The sequence below is a fragment of the Clostridium neonatale genome (assembly GCF_001458595.1).
GTDB classification, from domain to species: Bacteria; Bacillota; Clostridia; order Clostridiales; family Clostridiaceae; genus Clostridium; species Clostridium neonatale.
On sequence record NZ_LN890326.1, the window covers coordinates 1 to 21,293 of the forward strand.

At 28.5% G+C, this 21,293-nt stretch carries 15 protein-coding genes, 7 tRNA genes and 2 rRNA genes; 1 reads left to right on the forward strand and 23 read right to left on the reverse strand.

Features of this window, described 5'->3' with window-relative positions:
* From BN2920_RS01890 to BN2920_RS01995, 23 genes are all read right to left on the reverse strand, one after another.
* Positions 1-122, reverse strand: a 23S ribosomal RNA gene (locus BN2920_RS01890); the annotation flags it as partial.
* A 274-nt stretch (positions 123-396) separates the two neighbouring features.
* Positions 397-473, reverse strand: a tRNA-Ile gene (locus tag BN2920_RS01895).
* A 128-nt stretch (positions 474-601) separates the two neighbouring features.
* Positions 602-1,610: ribosomal RNA gene (locus BN2920_RS21615) — 16S ribosomal RNA — on the reverse strand.
* 429 nt (positions 1,611-2,039) lie between these two features.
* Positions 2,040-4,070, reverse strand: a complete 2,031-nt coding sequence (locus BN2920_RS01900) for a M13-type metalloendopeptidase (protein ID WP_058293372.1) — start codon at positions 4,068-4,070, stop codon at positions 2,040-2,042.
* A gap of 206 nt (positions 4,071-4,276) precedes the next feature.
* Positions 4,277-4,350 (reverse strand) — tRNA-Gly (locus BN2920_RS01905).
* Positions 4,351-4,374: 24 nt separating this feature from the next.
* A tRNA-Gly gene (locus BN2920_RS01910) sits at positions 4,375-4,449 on the reverse strand.
* A 6-nt stretch (positions 4,450-4,455) separates the two neighbouring features.
* Positions 4,456-4,531 (reverse strand) — tRNA-Lys (locus BN2920_RS01915).
* A gap of 149 nt (positions 4,532-4,680) precedes the next feature.
* Positions 4,681-4,755 (reverse strand) — tRNA-Gln (locus BN2920_RS01920).
* 6 nt (positions 4,756-4,761) lie between these two features.
* Positions 4,762-4,837: transfer RNA gene (locus BN2920_RS01925), tRNA-His, on the reverse strand.
* A gap of 6 nt (positions 4,838-4,843) precedes the next feature.
* A tRNA-Arg gene (locus BN2920_RS01930) sits at positions 4,844-4,920 on the reverse strand.
* A 493-nt stretch (positions 4,921-5,413) separates the two neighbouring features.
* Positions 5,414-6,178, reverse strand: a complete 765-nt coding sequence (locus BN2920_RS01935) for an EFR1 family ferrodoxin (RefSeq protein ID WP_058293373.1) — start codon at positions 6,176-6,178, stop codon at positions 5,414-5,416.
* Positions 6,175-6,765 (reverse strand): TetR/AcrR family transcriptional regulator, encoded by a 591-nt coding sequence (locus BN2920_RS01940; protein WP_058293374.1) that lies wholly within the window; start codon positions 6,763-6,765, stop codon positions 6,175-6,177. Before BN2920_RS01940 ends, BN2920_RS01935 begins: the two co-directional genes overlap by 4 nt.
* Before the next feature lie 21 nt (positions 6,766-6,786).
* Positions 6,787-7,548 (reverse strand): SDR family NAD(P)-dependent oxidoreductase, encoded by a 762-nt coding sequence (locus tag BN2920_RS01945; RefSeq protein WP_058293375.1) that lies wholly within the window; start codon positions 7,546-7,548, stop codon positions 6,787-6,789.
* A gap of 962 nt (positions 7,549-8,510) precedes the next feature.
* Positions 8,511-11,579, reverse strand: coding sequence for a DEAD/DEAH box helicase (locus BN2920_RS01950; protein ID WP_058293376.1), 3,069 nt, complete (start codon positions 11,577-11,579; stop codon positions 8,511-8,513).
* Between the two features lies 1 nt (position 11,580).
* On the reverse strand, positions 11,581-12,435 hold the full coding sequence (locus tag BN2920_RS01955; RefSeq protein WP_058293377.1) for a hypothetical protein: 855 nt from the start codon (positions 12,433-12,435) through the stop codon (positions 11,581-11,583).
* A 101-nt stretch (positions 12,436-12,536) separates the two neighbouring features.
* The gene (locus BN2920_RS01960; RefSeq protein WP_058293378.1) at positions 12,537-13,115 is read right to left on the reverse strand and encodes a recombinase family protein; all 579 of its coding nucleotides are present in this window, start codon (positions 13,113-13,115) and stop codon (positions 12,537-12,539) included.
* A 260-nt stretch (positions 13,116-13,375) separates the two neighbouring features.
* Positions 13,376-13,687 (reverse strand): hypothetical protein, encoded by a 312-nt coding sequence (locus BN2920_RS01965; RefSeq protein WP_058293379.1) that lies wholly within the window; start codon positions 13,685-13,687, stop codon positions 13,376-13,378.
* Positions 13,688-13,949: 262 nt separating this feature from the next.
* On the reverse strand, positions 13,950-15,785 hold the full coding sequence (locus BN2920_RS01970) for an OLD family protein (RefSeq protein WP_058293380.1): 1,836 nt from the start codon (positions 15,783-15,785) through the stop codon (positions 13,950-13,952).
* A complete protein-coding gene (locus BN2920_RS01975) occupies positions 15,786-16,280 on the reverse strand; it encodes an ABC-three component system middle component 2 (protein ID WP_058293381.1) in 495 nt (164 codons plus the stop codon).
* A 2-nt stretch (positions 16,281-16,282) separates the two neighbouring features.
* Positions 16,283-17,380, reverse strand: a complete 1,098-nt coding sequence (locus BN2920_RS01980; RefSeq protein ID WP_058293382.1) for an ABC-three component system protein — start codon at positions 17,378-17,380, stop codon at positions 16,283-16,285.
* A 286-nt stretch (positions 17,381-17,666) separates the two neighbouring features.
* Entirely contained in the window at positions 17,667-18,068 is a 402-nt protein-coding gene (locus tag BN2920_RS01985) for a hypothetical protein (protein ID WP_058293383.1), read from the reverse strand.
* Between the two features lie 117 nt (positions 18,069-18,185).
* Entirely contained in the window at positions 18,186-20,399 is a 2,214-nt protein-coding gene (locus tag BN2920_RS01990; RefSeq protein ID WP_058293384.1) for a DNA primase family protein, read from the reverse strand.
* A complete protein-coding gene (locus BN2920_RS01995) occupies positions 20,399-20,581 on the reverse strand; it encodes a helix-turn-helix domain-containing protein (RefSeq protein WP_058293385.1) in 183 nt (60 codons plus the stop codon). The genes BN2920_RS01990 and BN2920_RS01995 overlap by 1 nt, the downstream gene beginning before the upstream one ends.
* A 163-nt stretch (positions 20,582-20,744) precedes the next feature.
* On the opposite strand from BN2920_RS01995, the gene BN2920_RS02000 reads away from it, so the two are divergent.
* Positions 20,745-21,293, forward strand: a complete 549-nt coding sequence (locus BN2920_RS02000) for a helix-turn-helix domain-containing protein (protein ID WP_058293386.1) — start codon at positions 20,745-20,747, stop codon at positions 21,291-21,293.

Consider the following 21,293-nt stretch of genomic DNA (forward strand, 5'->3'; position numbering starts at 1 on the left):
CTCATTCGGAGATCTCCGGATCTCTGGCTATGTGCGCCTACCCGAAGCTTATCGCAGCTTATCACGTCCTTCATCGGCTCCTGATGCCAAGGCATTCACCATGCGCCCTTTGTAGCTTGACCTTTTGTTCGTTTATTAAGTCTTATTACTTCGTCAGCTGCATAATTTACTCATTCGCGTACGTAAACTACTACTCATTTCATAAATTATTTGCTTCCTCGTACTAAGCCTTACTAAACTTCACAAGTGTTTATAATTTTATATATTTTGGTAAAACCTTAATATACCTAACATTATTTTTCACTTGTTTTATGATTAGTCTATTCACAAAGAATATATTATCTTGGCTTGTTGTATTTTATATACATTAATTATATGCAATTTTCAAAGAACAACTGGTGGGCTTAAATGGACTCGAACCATCGACCTCACGCTTATCAGGCGTGCGCTCTAACCAGCTGAGCTATAAGCCCTTATTGAGGTAATCCCTCAAAATTGAACAGATCTATAATATTTAGTAACAATTCGAGTAAGTTGTATATTATAGTACATTTTCATGTACTTACTAATTAGACATCTTGCTAATTAGATTTCTCCATAGAAAGGAGGTGATCCAGCCGCAGGTTCTCCTACGGCTACCTTGTTACGACTTCACCCCAATCGCTGACCCTACCTTAGGTCGCTGCCTCGCTTACGCGTTAGCTCACGAACTTTGGGTATTGCCAACTCTCATGGTGTGACGGGCGGTGTGTACAAGGCCCGGGAACGTATTCACCGCGACATTCTGATTCGCGATTACTAGCAACTCCAGCTTCATGTAGGCGAGTTTCAGCCTACAATCCGAACTGAGACCGGTTTTTGAGTTTTGCTCCACCTCACGGTATTGCATCTTACTGTACCGGCCATTGTAGCACGTGTGTAGCCCTAGACATAAGGGGCATGATGATTTGACGTCATCCCCACCTTCCTCCCGGTTAACCCGGGCAGTCTCGCTAGAGTGCTCAACTAAATGGTAGCAACTAACAATAAGGGTTGCGCTCGTTGCGGGACTTAACCCAACATCTCACGACACGAGCTGACGACAACCATGCACCACCTGTCTTCCTGCTCCGAAGAGCTTCCTCCATTACAGAGTAATTCAGGAGATGTCAAGTCTAGGTAAGGTTCTTCGCGTTGCTTCGAATTAAACCACATGCTCCGCTGCTTGTGCGGGCCCCCGTCAATTCCTTTGAGTTTTAATCTTGCGACCGTACTCCCCAGGCGGAATACTTAATGCGTTAGCGGCGGCACAGAGGTCATGACAACCCCTACACCTAGTATTCATCGTTTACGGCGTGGACTACCAGGGTATCTAATCCTGTTTGCTCCCCACGCTTTCGAGCCTCAGCGTCAGTTACAGTCCAGAAAGGCGCCTTCGCCACTGGTATTCTTCCTAATCTCTACGCATTTCACCGCTACACTAGGAATTCTCCTTTCCTCTCCTGCACTCTAGATATCCAGTTTGGAATGCAGCACTCAAGTTGAGCCCGAGTATTTCACATCCCACTTAAACATCCGCCTACGCTCCCTTTACGCCCAGTAAATCNCAATCTTTGCTCTTACTCATAAAAGAATTGCTGGTTTACTAATTCACTTGTTTATTGAATTTTATCACTTCGTCAGCTACAATATTTGTTCATTCATGTACACAGTACTATTCATTTCATAAATATTTTGCTTCCTCGTGCTAAACTCCACTAAACTTCGTGTTGTTTATTATATTCTGTTCAATTTTCAAAGATCATCTCATCGCCCTCAAGCGACTTTTTCATCTTACCATCACTATAACTTCTTGTCAACACTTTTTTTCAAATTTCTAAGTATTTTAACAATTGTCTCTCGCGATGACAAAAAATATTCTATCACAACTTATATTCTACAAAATAACAAATCTCATATCTATACGAATTTATTTCTATAATACTATTATTTTCTCTTATTTTCTCTACTATTCATATATTGATACACTAGGATAAGTTTTCATCAATCTTCCTCATTTTTTACCATATACCTATTCTATCTTGCAGTTTAACATACATTTTATCTCCTTCTTTTATATTATAAGTTTTATAAAATTCCTCAAATTGAGATAAAACTTCATTAACTCTTATTTTTTTAGGAGCATGACAGTCATTATTTAATAAAAATTCTTTCATTTCTTCTGTAGATGTTTCTCTCCATATCTTTGCATAATTTTCAAATAATTGTCTATAATCTGGATTTTCAAGATTATTAGCTATATCTAATACACATGCCATTCCGCCTAAATCACTTATATTTTCTCCTACTGTCAATTCGCCATTAACATGTTTTCCATTTTCAAAATATATATTAGAGTAATACCTCATTACATCTTTGCTTCTTTTTGAAAATTCTTCATAATCTTTTTCAGACCACCAATTTTTTAGTTTTCCACTTTCATCAAATCGTGAACCAATATTATCAAATGCATGTGTTAATTCGTGTCCTATTACAGCACCTATTCCTCCAAGATTTTTTTCTTTGCTTGCATATTTATCATAAAATGGCGCTTGCAATATTCCAGCTGGAAATACAATTTCATTATTAACTGGATTATAATAAGCATTAACTACGCATGCTCCCATGTTCCATTCTTCCTTATCAACATTTTTATTAATTTTAGAAAATTCTTTATTAAGTTCAAAATTATATATAGAGATTAGATTATCAACCAAATTTCCATTATTGCTATATGATTTTAATTTTAATTCTGAATAGTCATCCCATTCATCAGGATATCCTATCTTCACATGCATATTTTTCAATTTTTTTATAGCTTCTTTTTTAGTAGTATCACTCATCCAAGTATTTTTTTCTAGTCTCTTTTCAAAATTTTGTATAATTTCTTTTGTCATATGTTCAACATCTTTTTTACATTCATAATCAAATTTCTTATCAATGTATAATCTACTTACTACATCTTCTAATTGACACATAGTAAATCTAACTGCATTATTTTCATTTAAATCTACGACTCCAACTCCATACAAGGTTCTCTTTAAGTCTGAGCTTGCTTTTCTGAAATCTTCTGTTAATGAATTATCAGTTCTTAACAATATACTTGTTCTAAAGTATATTTTCATATTATCTAGACTTTCTTCTTTAACCAGATTGTTTACTGATTTTAAATTTTTAGGATTCTCCACTATAATTTTCTTTGCTTTATTTACTTTATATTCTTTAAGTAATTTATTAAATTCCAGATTAGGATACTCCTCATTTAATTGCTTTAATGTATATACATTATAACTTTTTTCAATTCTATCTTCTTCTAAGGCTTCTTCTTCCTTAGTAGGAATTTCATTAGCTATCTTTTTTTCAATTTCATAAAATATTTTTGCATTATTAAATGCAGTCATTTTATCTAATCCAGATAAAACATTTAACTTAGTTATATAATCTATATAGCTATATTTAATATCATCGCTTTTATAATAATGCGAATTTCCTAGACCTATTTTACTATTTCCTATATATAGTATATTTTTATTACTATCTTTACAGTCTGTTCCAACGCCTAAATTAACTAGAAATTGAAAGTATGAAAAATCTTTATCTCTAATGATTTTTCTTAAATCATTTTCCGTTTTTATATTATCGATTCTATTAATATATTTTTCTATAGGTTTTATTCCCAAATCATTTCTCATATTCATATTAAAATAGTTATCATATAATGTTATTATTCTTATCTCATCACTATTTGGATCATACTTATCTATATTTTCTTTTATATCTCTAATAATTTCTTTTACATCACATGTAACTTTGTTTGAGACCTCCTGAAATGTACCGTAGCTGACACACCCATCTCCAAGTTTATTCTTAGAAATCCATTCTTTATTTATAGCTTCATAAAAATCATCTTCTAATCTAACTTCATTTGATTTATTTTGTTCATCTGCGTATGCTACAGTGTTTCTATATAATTTAAAGTTTGGTGCAAATAAAACATTAGGAGAAAGAATTAATAATAAAACCATAACTATAAATCTAAATTTTTTAAACATACTAACTTCCTCCTCAGTTTCTTAATAAAATAATCTATAACTATTATTCAATTTTTACTCTAATAAAATACATAAATTCTGCTAGTTTATTTTAGTAAAATATGCTATATAGATATTTTACTAATCCGATTTTCTATTAAATTCAAAAATAAGCATATAATATATTTGAATATAAAAAAAGAACAGTTCAAGAAAGAACTGTTCTTTGGAGCGGGTAGTGGGAATCGAACCCACCTTGCCAGCTTGGAAGGCTGGAGTATTACCGATATACGATACCCGCATATTTATTGTATGTAATTTTTAATGGAGCGCGAGACGGGACTCGAACCCGCAACTTCCACCTTGGCAAGGTGGCACTCTACCATTGAGTCACTCACGCATTATTTGGTGGCTCACCCGGGAATCGAACCCGGGACACCATGATTAAAAGTCATGTGCTCTACCGACTGAGCTAGTGAACCAAATTTTGTTCGTTTACTGCTCTCAATTACTTCGTCAACTGCATAATTTATTCATTCGCGTATAAACATACTGCTCATTTCATAAATCATTTGTTTCCTCGCACTTGAAATCATTAAACTTTACAAGTGTTGTTTATTTATTAAAATAATGGCTGGGATGGCAGGATTCGAACCTACGCATAATGGAGTCAAAGTCCATTGCCTTACCGCTTGGCGACATCCCAATTTTATGGGGTGAACGATGGGACTCGAACCCACGACAACCAGTGCCACAAACTGGCGCTCTACCAACTGAACTACGTTCACCATCAATGGTGCGTTTTAAGGGATTCGAACCCCTGACCCACGCCTTAGAAGGGCGTTGCTCTATCCAGCTGAGCTAAAAACGCATATTTAATATTTTTCTTATTTGTAAGATTTGTTCCTCACAACGAATGTTATTGTATCTTATTTATTCTTTTTTGTCAAAGCTTTTTTCATATTTTTTTATTTTTTTATTTTATATGCACTTTTACTCCCAATTAAATATGCTATTTCTATTTAAATTAATAAATTGATTTAATTTTTTCTAAAACTTCATATTTTAAAAGTTATGAAACTTTAGTTCGATGATTTGTTTTATAATAAAATAAGACTCCAGATATTATTACAAATAATACAATCTTAAGTCTTATAGATTAATCTTTTTTTATTTAAATTTGTTCATCTTTGATGATTGCAGAACAATTGGTTTTGGTGCTCTTGATATGGTATCACTTCCTTAAACTAGTTAAAAAATACTACTAATTATTTATCAAACGTACAATATTGATTTGTCATCTTATATGATACACATTTAAAATCTACAGTTTCTAAAAATATAAAATTATTATGATATTTTTCTTACACTTTTGTATTGGGATTCTTATATTGTCCATGCTTTTTCGTATTTTTTCCATACTGAATTGCAAACTTAGGACAGCGATGCAGACAGCCAAGGCACATTACGCATTTATCCTTCACCCAAACCGGTTTTCCATCTTTAATTTCAATAGCATTGACAGGACATTTTTTTTCGCACAATCTACATCCAATACAGCTATCTTCTACAGTGAAATTTTTAGTTTTTCTCATATTGTCATAGTATGGCTTATAGAAAGGTGCTGTAAATCTTGGAATCTTATTTTTCATAAAATCACCAGAAGATTTATTTTGTATATTTGCAATTATTTCATCTATCTGTGGCTCAGCCTTTCTATTTATTTCTGATACTTTTTCTTTATTAGATAAATTAAATATAGGAGTCCATGTATCTGGCATTTTCACACTAAAATAAGCATCAAATTCTCTTCCTATACTTTTAAATAGATTTTTATTAGCAAAGTAACCATTATTGCCTGGTGTTGTTCCATAAGTTGCTATATAGTACATATAGCATTTCTTATTTTCTGTAAGAGAAACATTCTTTAAAAAATCAATAATTACAGAAGGACACCCCCAAGCATATGTTGGCGAAACAATCCCCACAGTTTCATTTGCCTTTATTGATAAATAATATTTATCATCCTTTATCACATCTAAGATAGACACACACTCCTCATTTGTTACTTTTGCAATTCTCTCTGCGACATATTTAGAATTTCCTGTTGCGGAAAAATATAAAATCATAACAACTTTCCTTTCTTTTCTAATGATACTAATAGGTAGTCAATACTTATTTGCGCTTCTTCTTTGGAAATTAAATCTTTCCTTAAAAAACAAAATTCTAAAATCATTTGCAAGGTATTGCTATAATGCATAACTATCAATTCAAATGGAACGCTCTGGTTATTAATATTCTCACAAGAAGATACTATTTCTTTTATTTTTAAAAGCATAAAGCGTTTTAAAGATTCTGCCATTGCTCCATCTATTTCATTATTAGACATGATACGATCTACAGTATCTTTTTTCTTTTCAAAAAAGGTATATAATCTCTCAAATAATACTTGTGTACGCTCCTCTGGTGTAATACTCTTATAATCCTGAATTTTAATTTCCTTGCTCATATTCTCCCAGCAGTAATCAAGCAAATCATATATATCTTGAAAGTAGTTATAAAATGTGGCTCTTGGATAATTACATGCATTACATAATTCATTTACAGTAATATCTTCAAATTTTTTCTTCTCTACTAGAGAAAATAATGTCTCCGAAAAATCCTTCAATGTTCTCTCTGCAAAACGATTTGTCTTCTTAGTTAAATCATATTTCATAACTGCTATATCTTAACCTTTCTAAAAAAATTTCTTTGTTATCTTTACCATAAATGCAGAAGGTATTATCTTGCTACATATTCTATAAAATTTATAAAAACCTCCTGGTGTATAAACAGCCTTTCCCTTCTCCGCTTTTTCCAATGCTCTTTCTGTAACTACCTTCATATCCAAAAATGGAAGCATATTTATTTGGGGGCTATGTTTTATACTCCCCCTTGGATTCATTTCAGTATCCATATTGCCTGGACATAGAGTCAATATATTAATACCTTCTTTTTGCAGTTCTTCTCTTAGAGCCTTTCCAAGATAATAAGTATATTCTTTACTTGCACTATATACGGCCTGATTTGGTATTGGCGAAAAACAAGAAATTGAACCAGTAATAATTCCAAAGCTTCCTTTTTTCATATAAGGTAGACAAAGTCTGTTTATTGCTGTTATTCCTTTTATATTAACATTGATAATTGAAATAATATCTGACATATCCATATCCTTGAAATATCCTATTCTTTCATACCCTGCGTTATTAATCAATATCTGTATCTCTGGCTTTTCTTTTTGTAAAATCTGCTCCAATTCAGTATAGGATTTATCTTTTCCTAAATCTATTGACACTGGTCTTATATTTACATCCTTATATTTATCTGCAATTTGTACTAATCTTTCTTTTCGTCTTGCAATAACCCATATTTCCTGTAAATCTTTATATTTATTGATAAGTGTTTTAATAAATTCTAGCCCTAAGCCTGAAGATGCTCCTGTAACTATTGCAATTCTCATATGTTTTCTCCATTTCTATTGTAAATTATTATACATATGTCTAACTTAATTTCATTATAAGAATCTAAATAAATAAAAGCAATTTACAATATTTTTCTACAGCCTATATTTAGACACTATCTTTAAATTGTCTAAATAAGATATTTATAAATTCTATATATAAAAACTCCATTTCAGCATTTTATATAATTTCTTTCACGCCTTATGTTCTATGATATCCTCCCCTAAAAAAATACATCTTCCCCCACCTATACTACATATAGTTAAATACAAAAAATCTAAACCATAAATCAATGTAATTTTTCTTGATAAATGATTTAGATATAATATTTAATTTGTTAATTTTTAGATAGCTCTATAGTTACTTGTTCCTGCTACTATTGGATTCTTTTAAACTAAGTTCTTTATACCTTAACAAAGTCTATTGGCTGTAGTATAAAAAAATACCGAGACTCTACTTTTTGTAAAGCCTCGGTATTTCTACGTTTTGGTACACCTAACAAGATTCGAACTTGCGACGCTTGGATTCAAACTTTGCCTATCTATCTATTTGCTTATTATATCCTTATATGGCTATTCTACTTGGCTTACTGTACATTCTTCTCTTTTGTATTTATAGCTTTTTCCTTCCTATTGGTTGTAGTGATGGTTGTAGTAGCACTTGATGGCACTATTTCTTTGATTATTTTATAGCTTTTTCTTCATTTATATATGTCTACTATTCTGAAAAAGTATTAACCTTCTTAACCTAATAGGATTGAATGCTTGTGGTATAACCATTCTTTTTTGGTTAGATATTTATTTCTTAGGTTAAATTCTGTAGAATAAATTAACCTTTGTTATTTATTCTTGATTTATTTATACAGCTATGAGGGAGAGATGTTTTTTCTAGGTAGTACCCCATAGAACATAAGCCGAAGTTGGAATTATTTATTTTGCCCAAATGGAATTTTTGAATTCTTTTACTTTTGCTTCATCCATATATTATATGCTAATTTACCTTTTTCTTTATCATTAAAACATTTAACCCACTGTTCTTCATTTACGTTATTTAACCATGTTTTAACGCTTTCTAATTTTGTCATATTAATTGACTTATCATTTTTTATCCAATACTCGCCTATTATATTAGCCGCAAATCTAGGAACTCCTAACATACTTAATGCTACCGCTTCTTTAGTTTTTACGCCAAAATATATATATGAAGGTATTATAGTATCCATATCTTCAGATTTCTTCAATATTCCATTGATTCTTTGTATTGCAGAGATTCCCCAAGGTAAATTATTTATAAGTCTACTATAGATATAATTTCCACATATATTTAATCTTTCTTCTGTATCCTTCTCTGATTCCAAATTACCTTCTGCTATCTCCCTAATACTTTTTCCTTCTACCCACTGCTTTGTCATTTGAGCTACAAGTTCTGAACTAAAATTACCTCTATCAAATATACCCAAATTAATTTCTGGAATACTATTTACTATTTCTATTAATTCTCTTAAAGTTGTATTATCTTTTTCAAAAATCGTACTGCTATCTATTTCTATACCTCTTTTATTTAATTTAGCTAATAACATATGCATACTAACACTACTCAATCCAGTCTTATCTATTGATTCCATTAACTTCTTTGATTTTAAATCTTTATCTATTGTATAGATATAATTTTTAGTCAATCTTATCAATTTTTCAGCCAAATCATCATGTTCTACTTCCCGTAGTTGATAATAAACTAAACTTCCTCTAAGTAAATCTTCTATTTCTATGTTAGGATCAACTAATATTATATGATATATATACTGTAACAAAGCTGATAATGTACTATATTCTCTTATCCATTTTCCATTTATTTCATCTTCCGGAATATATTTAAGCATAGATATTAACGATGATAATACTTCTTTATTTTTTATAGCAAGATAGTTTTTAAATAAATCCTTATCTTTATCATTATCAGATATTGATATAATATGACCTTCTTTATCAACTAATGCTCTTCCAGCCCTTCCTGCAATATTCCAAAATTCTGCTGAAGTCATATTTCCCCTTAAAGGAACATTCATTGATTGAAATATAACAGTAGATATAGGAAAATTCATACCTTGTGCTAAAGTTGTTGTTGCAGATACTATAGTTATAAGTTGTTTTGAAATTGCTTCTTCAATTTCCTCTCTTATAATTAATGGTAATGACGAGTGATGATACGCTATCCCCTTTTTTATACATTGATATAATAAACAATCATTCCCCATTTCAACTTCTATTAAATTTAATAAAATATCTAATTGTAAAAGTTTTTCTTTACTTAATTCACAGCTTATTTCACTACACTCTCTTGCTGCACTTTCTGCATCTTTTTTGGTTCTGCATAAAATAAGTACTCCTCCAAGTTTTCTATATAATTCAGCAACCTTTACAGCCTTTTCTCCTTTACCAATCCCTTTATTACTACACTCATGTACATGAATCTTAAATTCTGATGAATACATAGTATTTAAACTTGATGGAATATACGTAATTTCTCCTACATGTTTGCCTTTCTTAATTGTCTTTAGTTCATATATTCCTGTAAATTGTTGAGATGGCTTCCAATCAACATGAATCTCAAGTCCTCTACTGCCACCCAGCCATTGTGATATCTCTAAAGCATTCTCTATAAATGGACTTAACATCAATACTCTTAAATTTCTATTGTTTTTTCTCAACATTGCTAATAATAATTCAAGCTTAGCTCCTCTACTTTCATCCTGCAATCCATGAGCCTCATCTACAATAACTAATTTTAAATTTTCCACTATAGGATGTTTTACTTTAAGTAATATATCTAATTTTTCTGGAGTAGTTACTATTATATCAGTATCTTGTAATAATAATTCATCCTCCATATCTTCTATATCACTGTATGGTATTGAAATTTCAACCTTTATCCCTAATCTATTAAAATCATTTTTTAAATCCTTTTTAATTTGATTAACTAAAGCTCTTGTTGGAACAATATATGCAACTTTAGGCTTTGTATATAAATTAAAAGTTTGTAATATATAGAATTTTGCCAACATTGTCTTACCTGCACTTGTTGGCATTTGAACAACTATAGATGTTTTAGTATTATCAAAAAGATTTTTACTGATGGCTTGCTGTTGTGATGGCCATAATTCAAAAATAGGCTTACTTGTGTCTCTCATTGTTAATAATTTAATATAATTATCTATTTTTTCTGATATGCCATTTATACTCGACCAAACTGAATAAGTAACCATCTTAATAAGCACTTTTTCTATTAGAATAAACAAAAACTTTTTCTCGCTTTTATTAGTTTCATCAATTAATTCGTATGATTCTTTACAATATCTAATAATAACTTTTTCAATATCATCTGGTTTCCCTTCTAACAAATATTTTTTATATTCTTCAATCGCGCCTAATATATTTAAAAGTGCAGCTAACCAACATATGCAACTATATCTATTACTTTCATTAATACTCTTTAGATAATCTTCTTCATATTGCTCCTGATCTTTTTTAAATTCTGACAAAATACTTTCAATAAACTTTATATCTTCCCATCCATTAGCTTTTCTAATTAAAACTAATAAAATTAAATATATTGTATTTTCCAAATAAATATCCCATACTTTTTTATCTAAATTCTTATAATAATCATTTAAATTTATTTCAATAAGTATCATTCTTACTTCTGCTAATGAATCACATAATACTCCTGTACTTACTAAATAAAATAATTTCTTTATAGTTTTATTTATATCAGTTTCTTTTGCTGAATACCAAATCACTTTCCAAACATCATAACTTTTACTAAATAATTCTTTAGACTTGTCATTTATTTTCAACCCAGCACCTTGATACATATATGCTATTAATTCAGAATGTTCAGTTACTTTATCATTATTTACTTCAATACTATTTAATTTTAAATTTATATCATTTTCCGTCCAACGGGTAGTTAATTCTTTAGTTTTATTTAATTCTAATAAATTCTTTATTTTACTTTCTATTTCACCATTCATACTACCCCTCCCTTAATTTAGTATATATTTCTTCTGCAAATTCATTTATTTCATAATTTAAATTAACTATATAATATTTAATTGTTGTTTGACCAAATTCATATTCATGTGTTTTGAATTTTCCATAATCATTTGTTGTATAATATTCACTTTTTCGTAATAAGAATGGTACAACTACCATCTTATTCTTAATAGAATCTAAGTTATCGCTTAATTGTAAATCGCACACTAAATTTGCAATCAGCTCAAAATATTCACTTTCGGTCAATTTAGTTAATGCTTTTGCTATTGCTTTTTTTAATCTATCATCAATATTAGATATGCTCTTTAAAGAATTAAACATACTATCTTCTTTATAGTCAACTACCTCTGGTGGACTTTTTTTAGAATCTGAAGCCTTAACTTCACAACTTACTATCCCACTCAATAAACATTTTCCATCTTCTTCGTTGAATATAAATCCAAAATTATCAAGACCTCTTTTAGGCATATCGGGATCTTCTTCTTCAAAAACTATTTTAGATGTAAATTTTACATTATCTATTTTTTTTAACATATCTTTTGCTAAACATTCTGAAATCTTACTACGAGCATTACTTAACCATGGTCTATTAGGCATTTTATGTTTTTCTGGATTTGGAACATTATTTTCTGCTAAAAACTTCTTTATAATATCTGTTCTAGGTGTTTTATCCAATTTTTCCTCAAGGCTAATTCCAAATCCGTACTCTTCTTTAAGTACTGGTAGTATATAATTTAAGAATTCTTTATTTTCTTCTGAATATTCTAACTCATATGTTATATATTTATGTTTACCTTTTTCATCTTCATCTATTACTTTAGTATTAGGATACATAGTTTTACCCCCACTCCCAATATATTCTTATGAAAATTATACCATTTATACCTTTGTTTTTCTATAGAAAAAGATGGCTATTTCACACCATCTTCTTATGTTCATTTACGCTTATTGTTTTCTCTAATCAATGTACTTTTACTAATCCCCAATAATTCAGCAACTTCGTTATATGATTTTTCTCCACCATTTACACTCAGCATTGAAAGTGCATTATCTAGCTGTTTTTGAGTATATTTTGGAGGTCTTCCCTCTTTGAAGCCAGGCTTTGTTTTTGCTATTGCCTTACCATTTTGAGTACGCTCTATAATCATATTTCTTTCCATTTCAGCAACTGCAAGCAAGGTAGTTAAAAAGAATCTCCCCATTGTTGTATTTTCTAATAATCCAACATTAAGAACATGAACTGATACTCCCTTTTTAAATAGTTTCTCTACTATGTCTATTCCTTCAACCGTATTACGTGCTAATCTATCTAATTTACTTACAACTAAAATATCATTTTCCTGTAATGAATCAATTAATTCATTGAATTTTGGTCTATCAGTTGTAGTACCTGTAAACTGTTCCTTAATTATTATTGCATTTTCATATTTATTTAAAATTTCTGTTTCCTGCTGTTCGAATGAATTATTATCTAATTGTCCTTTTGAACTTACTCTACAATATCCATATATCATTTGTTAATATCTCCAATCAATTTCTATCTTTTTAAGCCTAATTTATGACACTAAGTTTAGACACCAGTGTATAGCTTGATTATACGTTATGATTTTATCGGTGTCAATTCTTAAAAGTTATAAAACCATTGAAAGATAATTCATTATATGTTTTCTCTATCTTTACTTTGACTATGCAAAAATCAAAATACCAACAATCATATCTACAACTATTGGTATTCCTTTTCTTAGTTGATTCAATTAAAAAATTATTATATTGCTTATGAATATAAACCCCAATCTCTTGCTAAAAGCCATTTAATAGGAGTCCAAGTAACGCATTGAGCTGGATCGAAACCTTCTTCCATAATATCAATACTTAAGATTTGTGATGGTAAAATAGATAAATTATAATTACCTGGAGGACTATCTAAATCATAAAAATGATATCTATCTTTCCCATCTCTATACCTTCTACTAGGACCAAAATCAAAAGGTATGCAGTTTCTTGTAATTATCCCCTTTTCATTTGAATCAAATACAACTTTTACTATCTTCTTATTATTAATAGTTTGTACAAAATTATTATTCATATATCAAGCATCCTTTCATATCATTTAACTTATAACACCATATTTTACATATAGTATCTATTTATTTGCATATAAACAATAAAATTCTAAAATAATTAAAATAAGATTTTAGATACACTAATATCTAACCCCTTACTAACTTACTTTATTCTTTATATTAAAGGTTATTAAAAAGAATGCTATTTGATGGGAGTATTCTTTTCTTTTGCTTTAACTAATATTTTAAAACATTAATATTCCAATAATCATATTACTATGCTATTTATTGTATTATTGGAATAAATCCATATCGTCCATAATTTTTATCTTTAGTAAATACTATATGATTACATTTGCCTTCTACTTCTTCAGGGATTTCTTTATTTTCAATTATTATAACTTGTTTATTTTTACAATTCTTTGCTAATGATATAAACATTGAATCTTGCAGAGATTCTTCAATCATATCCCCTTCTTCAATATTACCTTTGTTTATCTCTTCTTCTTTTAAGGTGGTAAGAGGTGAATCTAAAACCAAGACTCTAGTATATGGATAATTTTTTTCTAATAAATAATCCATTAATGTTACAACAAAAGCAGCATAGAAATATGCCCTATATCCCTTTCCATTGCTTAGTCGTTCTTCACCATCAACAATAATGTCCTGTTTCTTAGTATCGAATTTCACTTCATTTACACTAGTATATTTCCAATCTATTAATGTATTTTTTATACTTGTACAGAACTTTCTATATACCTCATCACTAGCATTTAATTCATAATTTAATTTAGGCTGTTTTTCTTTCTTATTTTCACTAAAAACTATAATATCTTTTTTCTTATTTATAATTTTTTCTTCTATTTGTAATTTTCTATCTTTTAGATTTGAAATCATAATTGTATCTCTTATTATTTTTTTTAATGGATTCAATTTATTATTCAAGATGGATGCAATATTATCAGAAAGATTAGTCACGTCATTGTCATATATATTAATTTTTTCATCTAATGATCTTTTTTCAAGAATTAATGATTCAATCGTTTCCTTTAAATCAATTAAATTCTTTTTAGTCTTACTACTTTCTTTACTACATGCAAGACTGACATCTTCTATATCCTCTGTATTAAAATTTACTTTACTATTACATATTGGACAATAATTTATCTTTATTTGATTCAAACATTGATTCCCACTTTGTATAAAATTCAACCTTTTCAAATCACTTTCATACTGATTTTTTAATAACTCAAATTTATCTAATAATAATGCTACTCTATTTTTTTTACTATTTAATTCGTCTTGTTTTTTTATCTTTTCCTTTAGTTCTTTTTGTTTTGCTTTAATAATAATCTCTAATGTTTTTACCTCTTGCTCATACTCATTAATGTTTTTAAATTCAGCCAATTCATTTAATTTTCCTTCAATGTCCTTTTTATTTATTTCTAAATCTTCAATTTCTTGATTTACATATTCTATTTTTGCATCTAGCTTAACAGCTCTAATTTTCTTATCTTCTATTTCTTCACATTTTATATCATCTTTTTGAGTTAATAAATACCTAAAAAGACACTTATAATATGTATTATTAACTTTTTCCCCGTTAAAGACAGGCGAATTTACTTCTGATATAATTTCAGTTTCACTTATTAAAGATAAATTGGCCAATCCTCTAAATCCCAGAGTTTTCTTTTGTCCCTTTTCATTACATACAAGAAACTTATTCGTATCTATCCCTATTCTTTTTAGCAAAAACTTAGAAATATTATCTTCTTTATAAGGATCATGCTTTTGCTTTAACTCCTCTATATTTTTTTCATTAAATTCATTAATTGTACCTAAATAAAAATATATATTTTTTTCTTTTATCATTCTTATTAATGTTATTGCTTCATCATTATCAAAATCTCTTATTTCTAAAAAAATTTTCTCATAACCATTAATTTGCTTAATATTTTTTAATGATTCAGCCCCCAAAACATAATTTATGCATTGTAAAATAAAGGACTTCCCTGTATTGGATGGTCCATTTATTACATTTAATCCTTTTGTAAATATAACTGTAGCATCACTAACTGAGTTGCCTTTAATAGTTAATTCTTTTATATAAAATCCACTCATTTATAGTTCCCCCTCTTTATATGGGAATAAATATTCAAATTTCTTTTCTTTATTTTTAGTTCTTGTTTCTATTAATTCTTTTAATTCTGAATTTTTATAAACATTAAATTTTTCTTTTATAATTTTAGCTCTTTTTATCAGTTCTTGTGAATACTCCTCATCTACTAAGCTATCTAAAAACCAATTTGTATTAATATTTCCACTATAATTTATTCCATTAGCTGAACATTCAATTGTAATTAAGCTCTTACTTCCTATATACAGTAAAGACCTTTTTAACAACTCTTTTTTTGCAAACAATTCTACTAACATCATTGGATACTCTGGATGAAGGCTATTCATCTGCATTTCTCCATCATTCATATATAACATTAAGTAATCAAAATAATTTAATCTATCCAAATCAACTTTTTCAGGTTTTAACTCATCTAATATAAACATTATCCTTAATCCAATTTCTGATATCGTATTAAAAATTAAATTTTCATTTTTCATAACTAATCAATGCTCCAATCTATTATATTTTCAGTTGCATCATCATTAGCTATTTCATGACATAATCCTTTTTTATCGTCATTATTTACAAAGTGCAAATCCCTATCAACAACACTAACTGATAAATTTACCCTTGTTGATTCATGCATTGTCTTTTTTAATCTTACATACCCATCTTCAAAATATTCTTCAATAAAATCAATTATTCCAGAATACATTTCATCTTTCAATTTATTAAACTCATCTTCTTTAGTGAAAATTTCCCTAATGCAATGTTTTAACGACTCAGCACTATAAAAGCATCTCCTTTGTCTAATAAAATCTGCATTCAAATCAGAATATCTATTCAAATTATTAATATTAACATCTTCACCCTTATTTTCAGAATATGCTTTAAATATTTTTTTAACATATAGAAATTCTCTACTATTAATATCTTCTGGTACTTCAATTTTATAAGTTCTATTAGGTTTATTAACTCCACCAAATCTAAAATAGAAATAATCAGTTTGTCTATGTTGCTCTATTATCTTATTAATTGAACAAGTATCTACAATTTTAAAATCAAATTTATTTATGTAATTAAGTAATTGAGAATCTAATTCTATAGATTTTTTTTTACTTATTTTTTTCTTACATTTAGTGTTCCAAGAATCAATTAAACCCTTTCTAATTTGTTTTTCATCTTTTATTAATTTTAGCATTTTAGGTCCTAAACCTTGTGATGCTATAATATAATATTTTTTAGGCATTGGTATATCTTTATTATATGTATAATAACATAACTTTCCAAATTCCACCCAATATTCACTTGGATTTAGTTTTCCATCATATCTTTTACACTGATAATAATCATATTCTCCATTTCTATATTCTCCTATAACATCTCTCCCCATATCTCCTGCTCCACCAATTCTATAAACATCTTTATATTTAGTCTTAGCACATGAAATAACCCATTCTAATATAAATTCTTCAAATTGATCTGGTGAAAAACTTTTAACTCGTTCCATTGGTGGAATCACTATTGTAAAAACATTAGGATCTTGAATAGGCTCAACATTATTTATTAACTCTATCTGGAATGTAGTATCAATCATATATTCTCACCTTCTAATACTTTATTATATACTTATATATTACATTGTTTTTACATAAATTACAAAAACAAATATTATTTTCAAGTTATCTAAAAAACCCATTTAGGGAAAAAATATAATTACTACTGCTCCTTATGTTCTATGAACACAATTCAAAAAAAATATATTTCCCCCACTAGCTCTATTAAATAAGCAAAAAAATCTGAACCATCACCAAGCATTCCATTAAGTTTGTATCTTAATGATGCTTTAATAATGATTCAGATATATTAACTTCTAATACTTTTTAAATAAATCTGTAATTAAGCGTGCCTGCACATATCTGTTCTTTCATTCTTTTATATTTTTCCTCTGCTCTGCTTCTATCTTTTATTTCATCAGCCCATTGTTTAATTTTATAGTACCATTCCTTTTTTATTGGATAATATGCAGTGCCATCTTGAAGAATGTCACCCTCAATTCCAAGCATATACATACAATATTTCAAATCTAGATTGCTTATATCTGCATCTATAATATACTTTATCAGTTCCAGAATATCTTCACTACTATATAAATAATTAATCTGTTTTCTAATCCATCTATATCCTTGATCTAAGAAAAATTCATATAGTATCGGAAGGTTTTCTGTTATTTTTTCTCCTTCTACAACATTTATTCTATCTAATACACATTGTTCAATCTCCATATTACTTTTCTCCTCTTATCTTTTGTTATTTATTATAATTTTTCTTGACATCATATGTCTTAATCATTTAAACTACTAATTGTGACTTATAGTGTTTCCTTGCGAAACGCTATTTTTTTATTTAATCATAATTCCATGAATCGTTTCTTTATTTTGTGGTTTTGTTATTTTTAAATTATAAAATACTTCAAGCTTACTTCTAAATGATTTTCTTTTACAAGCGTTATATCCTTCTTCCATGCAGAATACATCGTATTGATTAAATAAAGCAGAAAGTATAATTTTATCATCATGATTATTAGTAATTTCAAAATTATTTGTTATAAATGCTCTTACGCTATCCTGCTCATTCTTTATATTTTCCCTTAAATTCGATATAACCTTTGTTTCTGTAAACTTATATCCATTAGCTATCACTCTTCTAAGTCCTTCTAAAGCCCATTTAAATACATATTCACTCTCTTCTTCGAATATTTCATCAGCTAAAAATGGATTTTGTTCACTCTTAGATATTACGTTATTACATTGCAATATATTAAATCTATTATAAAAATGTTCTCCCTTGTCATTTCCCAAATAGGGCATATCATTACAAGCAAATACTATGATGCCTGGAAATCTATAATTAAAACTATCAACCCCTTTAAATTCAATTGAAATAATATCTCCACCAGATAACTTTTTTATTACATCTACATTTGATAATGGATCAGATGGTAAATCTCCATCAAAAACTATTCTCTTACCATATATAGAGCTGCCTATAAACTGTGAGTTTGATAATTTCTGCAATGATGCTGTTCCGACTAAATCATTACCCAAAATCTTTCCGATTATATTAAAAAATTGAGTTTTCCCAGAGTCACCTTTGCCCTGTAATCCTATAATAGATTTTAATCTAAAACCCTTAATATTAGACAATATAGCTCCTGCAACTTCTTGTAAAAATAATATACTTTCTTCATTTCCTTGTGTAAGGTCTTTAATATACTTATCCCATTTACCTGCATTATAGGGATTCTCATTATAATTACATTTCAGTTGAACACTTGACACATACTCTTTACTATGTGGTTTTAAAATATTATTTTTTAAATCATATAATCCATTCTTTAAATTAATAATACTCTCATCCCCATGAAGTACATCAAACTCTACTGATTGAATTTGCCTAAGACCATCAGCAATACTCCTTACAGCATCCGGGGATTGATTATCTATGTATATATACGGCTTTATATATGGTTCTAATCTATATATTGGTATATAAGCACCATCCTTATACATATGAAATATACCATTCATTACTCCATTACTTGCAACTAGATAATCCCATTGCAATGATAGATGATGTGTAAGTCTGTTTCTATTAAGTGTTACTTTTCCATTCTTACTCACGTTATACCATTTTGCATATTTAGGTGATACTTCTTTTAATTTCTCAAATAATTGTGCTACATGATTCCCTTCTTCAAACCAATCTGATATATCACCTTTTTCTTTATCACTTATAATTAATGTTTTTACTCTATAGCAATAATTTAAAATGGATTCCTCAACTTGTTTAGCAAATTCAATCCCACTTTTATCGTTGTCTGGCAAAATAACTACTTTTGCACCTTTAAAATACTGACTATAGCCATCATTCCATTTATCTTTACCAGCTCCACCACCTGTTGATGTTGTAGTTGCTATTAAATCATTTTTTATTAAATTATCTGCATCCTTTTCTCCCTCAACTATATAAATTGTTTTATCTTCTCTTATTCCTTTAATTACATAATCAAGATTATATAAAACTTTATTCTGCTCTTTACACAGTATTTTTTTAGTATTTTTTATATTTGATGAAAATATATTTGAGCCTTCAAAAGTTTCATAATATTCTCCACCTTTAAGTCCCCATACTAAATTATTTTCAATTAATCTTACATGCAGAAACTTCTTTTCTTTAGTTCTTATTTTCAGATAAACAATCTTTCCATTTTCATCCTTAAATTTATAAATATTTGATATTTCATCTGTCCCAATTGGATTCTCTTTTAAATACCTAATTATATCATTATAGCTTTTAAACCCATCTTTATAATTAAATTTTTCTTTTTCTTCTAATGTTTCATCAAATAAATCTGATATGCTTAACCCTACACATTCTAAAACATCATTAGTCTCACATCCTGCACCACACTTCATAAGCGTTTTCTTATCAGCTCTGTTATATGTTATTGATAAACTCGCTATCCTATCATTATGAGCTGGACATCTGCACATACATTTATCATTATTATTTCTAACAACATTAAACCTTCCAATTATTTCTTCATACCTCATTAAACGGCTTCTCCATCTTTTAAAGTATCTAAATAACTCATTAAGTCTTCATATTTCACAAACCATTTGTTTGCTAGTTTAAAACTTGGAAATTTAACATTATGAAATAGTTCTAATGTTGAGCACCTCCCTATTCCTAATAACTTCTGTACTTCTTTAATGTTTAAAATATTCTTTTCCATTTTTATCTCCTCTTTTGTAGTTTCGAAATGAAATATATATAAATTTTTTATTTCATTTTGTTATTATAATAATATCGTTTTGAAATATTGTCAATAAAAAATGTATCATTTTGTTTGTTTATATGCTAATATAGTATTATCTTATCTAAAGGAGGTTATTATCTTGAATGATAGTAATAAAAACATAGGACTTTCAGAGCTTGAGCATAAAATTGCAGCGAGAATAAAAAAAGGGCGTATTGAAAATGGATTTACTCAAAAAGAAATTGCGAATATACTTAATGTCTCAACTGCTGCATACACTAATTATGAAAATGCTAAACGTTCATTTCCTCATGATATTCTATTTAAGTTATGTCCTATTTTAGGACTAACAATAAACTATATATATACTGGAGAAAACATAGATAATCCTTTTGGATATCAAGCTGATTATATTGATTTTGATATTAGATATAATAAATGGATTGCAGCTCAAAACTTTTTTGCAGCACTTGGATATAAAGTTGAATTTTTTTCGGCTACTTATCCAGAAGAAGCAATAATAATGATTGATTATGTTGAATTTACACCTAGCAAGTTTAATGTACTTATGTCTTCTATTGATAATCTAATACAGACTGCTATGAGCTTTGTTGAAAACTCTGAAGATTATGCAAGTGTATTGAAACCAGACTTGGAAATAGTAGAAGATGATGCTAAAAATAAATGA

Coding starts and splice junctions, on each gene's coding strand:
- BN2920_RS01900 (WP_058293372.1), bottom strand. CDS start 4,070: ATGTTTAAAAAATTTAGATTTATAGTTATGGTTTTATTATTAATTCTT.
- BN2920_RS01935 (WP_058293373.1), bottom strand. CDS start 6,178: ATGATTTTATATTTTTCCGCAACAGGAAATTCTAAATATGTCGCAGAG.
- BN2920_RS01940 (WP_058293374.1), bottom strand. CDS start 6,765: ATGAAATATGATTTAACTAAGAAGACAAATCGTTTTGCAGAGAGAACA.
- BN2920_RS01945 (WP_058293375.1), bottom strand. CDS start 7,548: ATGAGAATTGCAATAGTTACAGGAGCATCTTCAGGCTTAGGGCTAGAA.
- BN2920_RS01950 (WP_058293376.1), bottom strand. CDS start 11,579: ATGAATGGTGAAATAGAAAGTAAAATAAAGAATTTATTAGAATTAAAT.
- BN2920_RS01955 (WP_058293377.1), bottom strand. CDS start 12,435: ATGTATCCTAATACTAAAGTAATAGATGAAGATGAAAAAGGTAAACAT.
- BN2920_RS01960 (WP_058293378.1), bottom strand. CDS start 13,115: ATGATATATGGATATTGTAGAGTAAGTTCAAAAGGACAATTAGATAAT.
- BN2920_RS01965 (WP_058293379.1), bottom strand. CDS start 13,687: ATGAATAATAATTTTGTACAAACTATTAATAATAAGAAGATAGTAAAA.
- BN2920_RS01970 (WP_058293380.1), bottom strand. CDS start 15,785: ATGAGTGGATTTTATATAAAAGAATTAACTATTAAAGGCAACTCAGTT.
- BN2920_RS01975 (WP_058293381.1), bottom strand. CDS start 16,280: ATGAAAAATGAAAATTTAATTTTTAATACGATATCAGAAATTGGATTA.
- BN2920_RS01980 (WP_058293382.1), bottom strand. CDS start 17,380: ATGATTGATACTACATTCCAGATAGAGTTAATAAATAATGTTGAGCCT.
- BN2920_RS01985 (WP_058293383.1), bottom strand. CDS start 18,068: ATGGAGATTGAACAATGTGTATTAGATAGAATAAATGTTGTAGAAGGA.
- BN2920_RS01990 (WP_058293384.1), bottom strand. CDS start 20,399: ATGAGGTATGAAGAAATAATTGGAAGGTTTAATGTTGTTAGAAATAAT.
- BN2920_RS01995 (WP_058293385.1), bottom strand. CDS start 20,581: ATGGAAAAGAATATTTTAAACATTAAAGAAGTACAGAAGTTATTAGGA.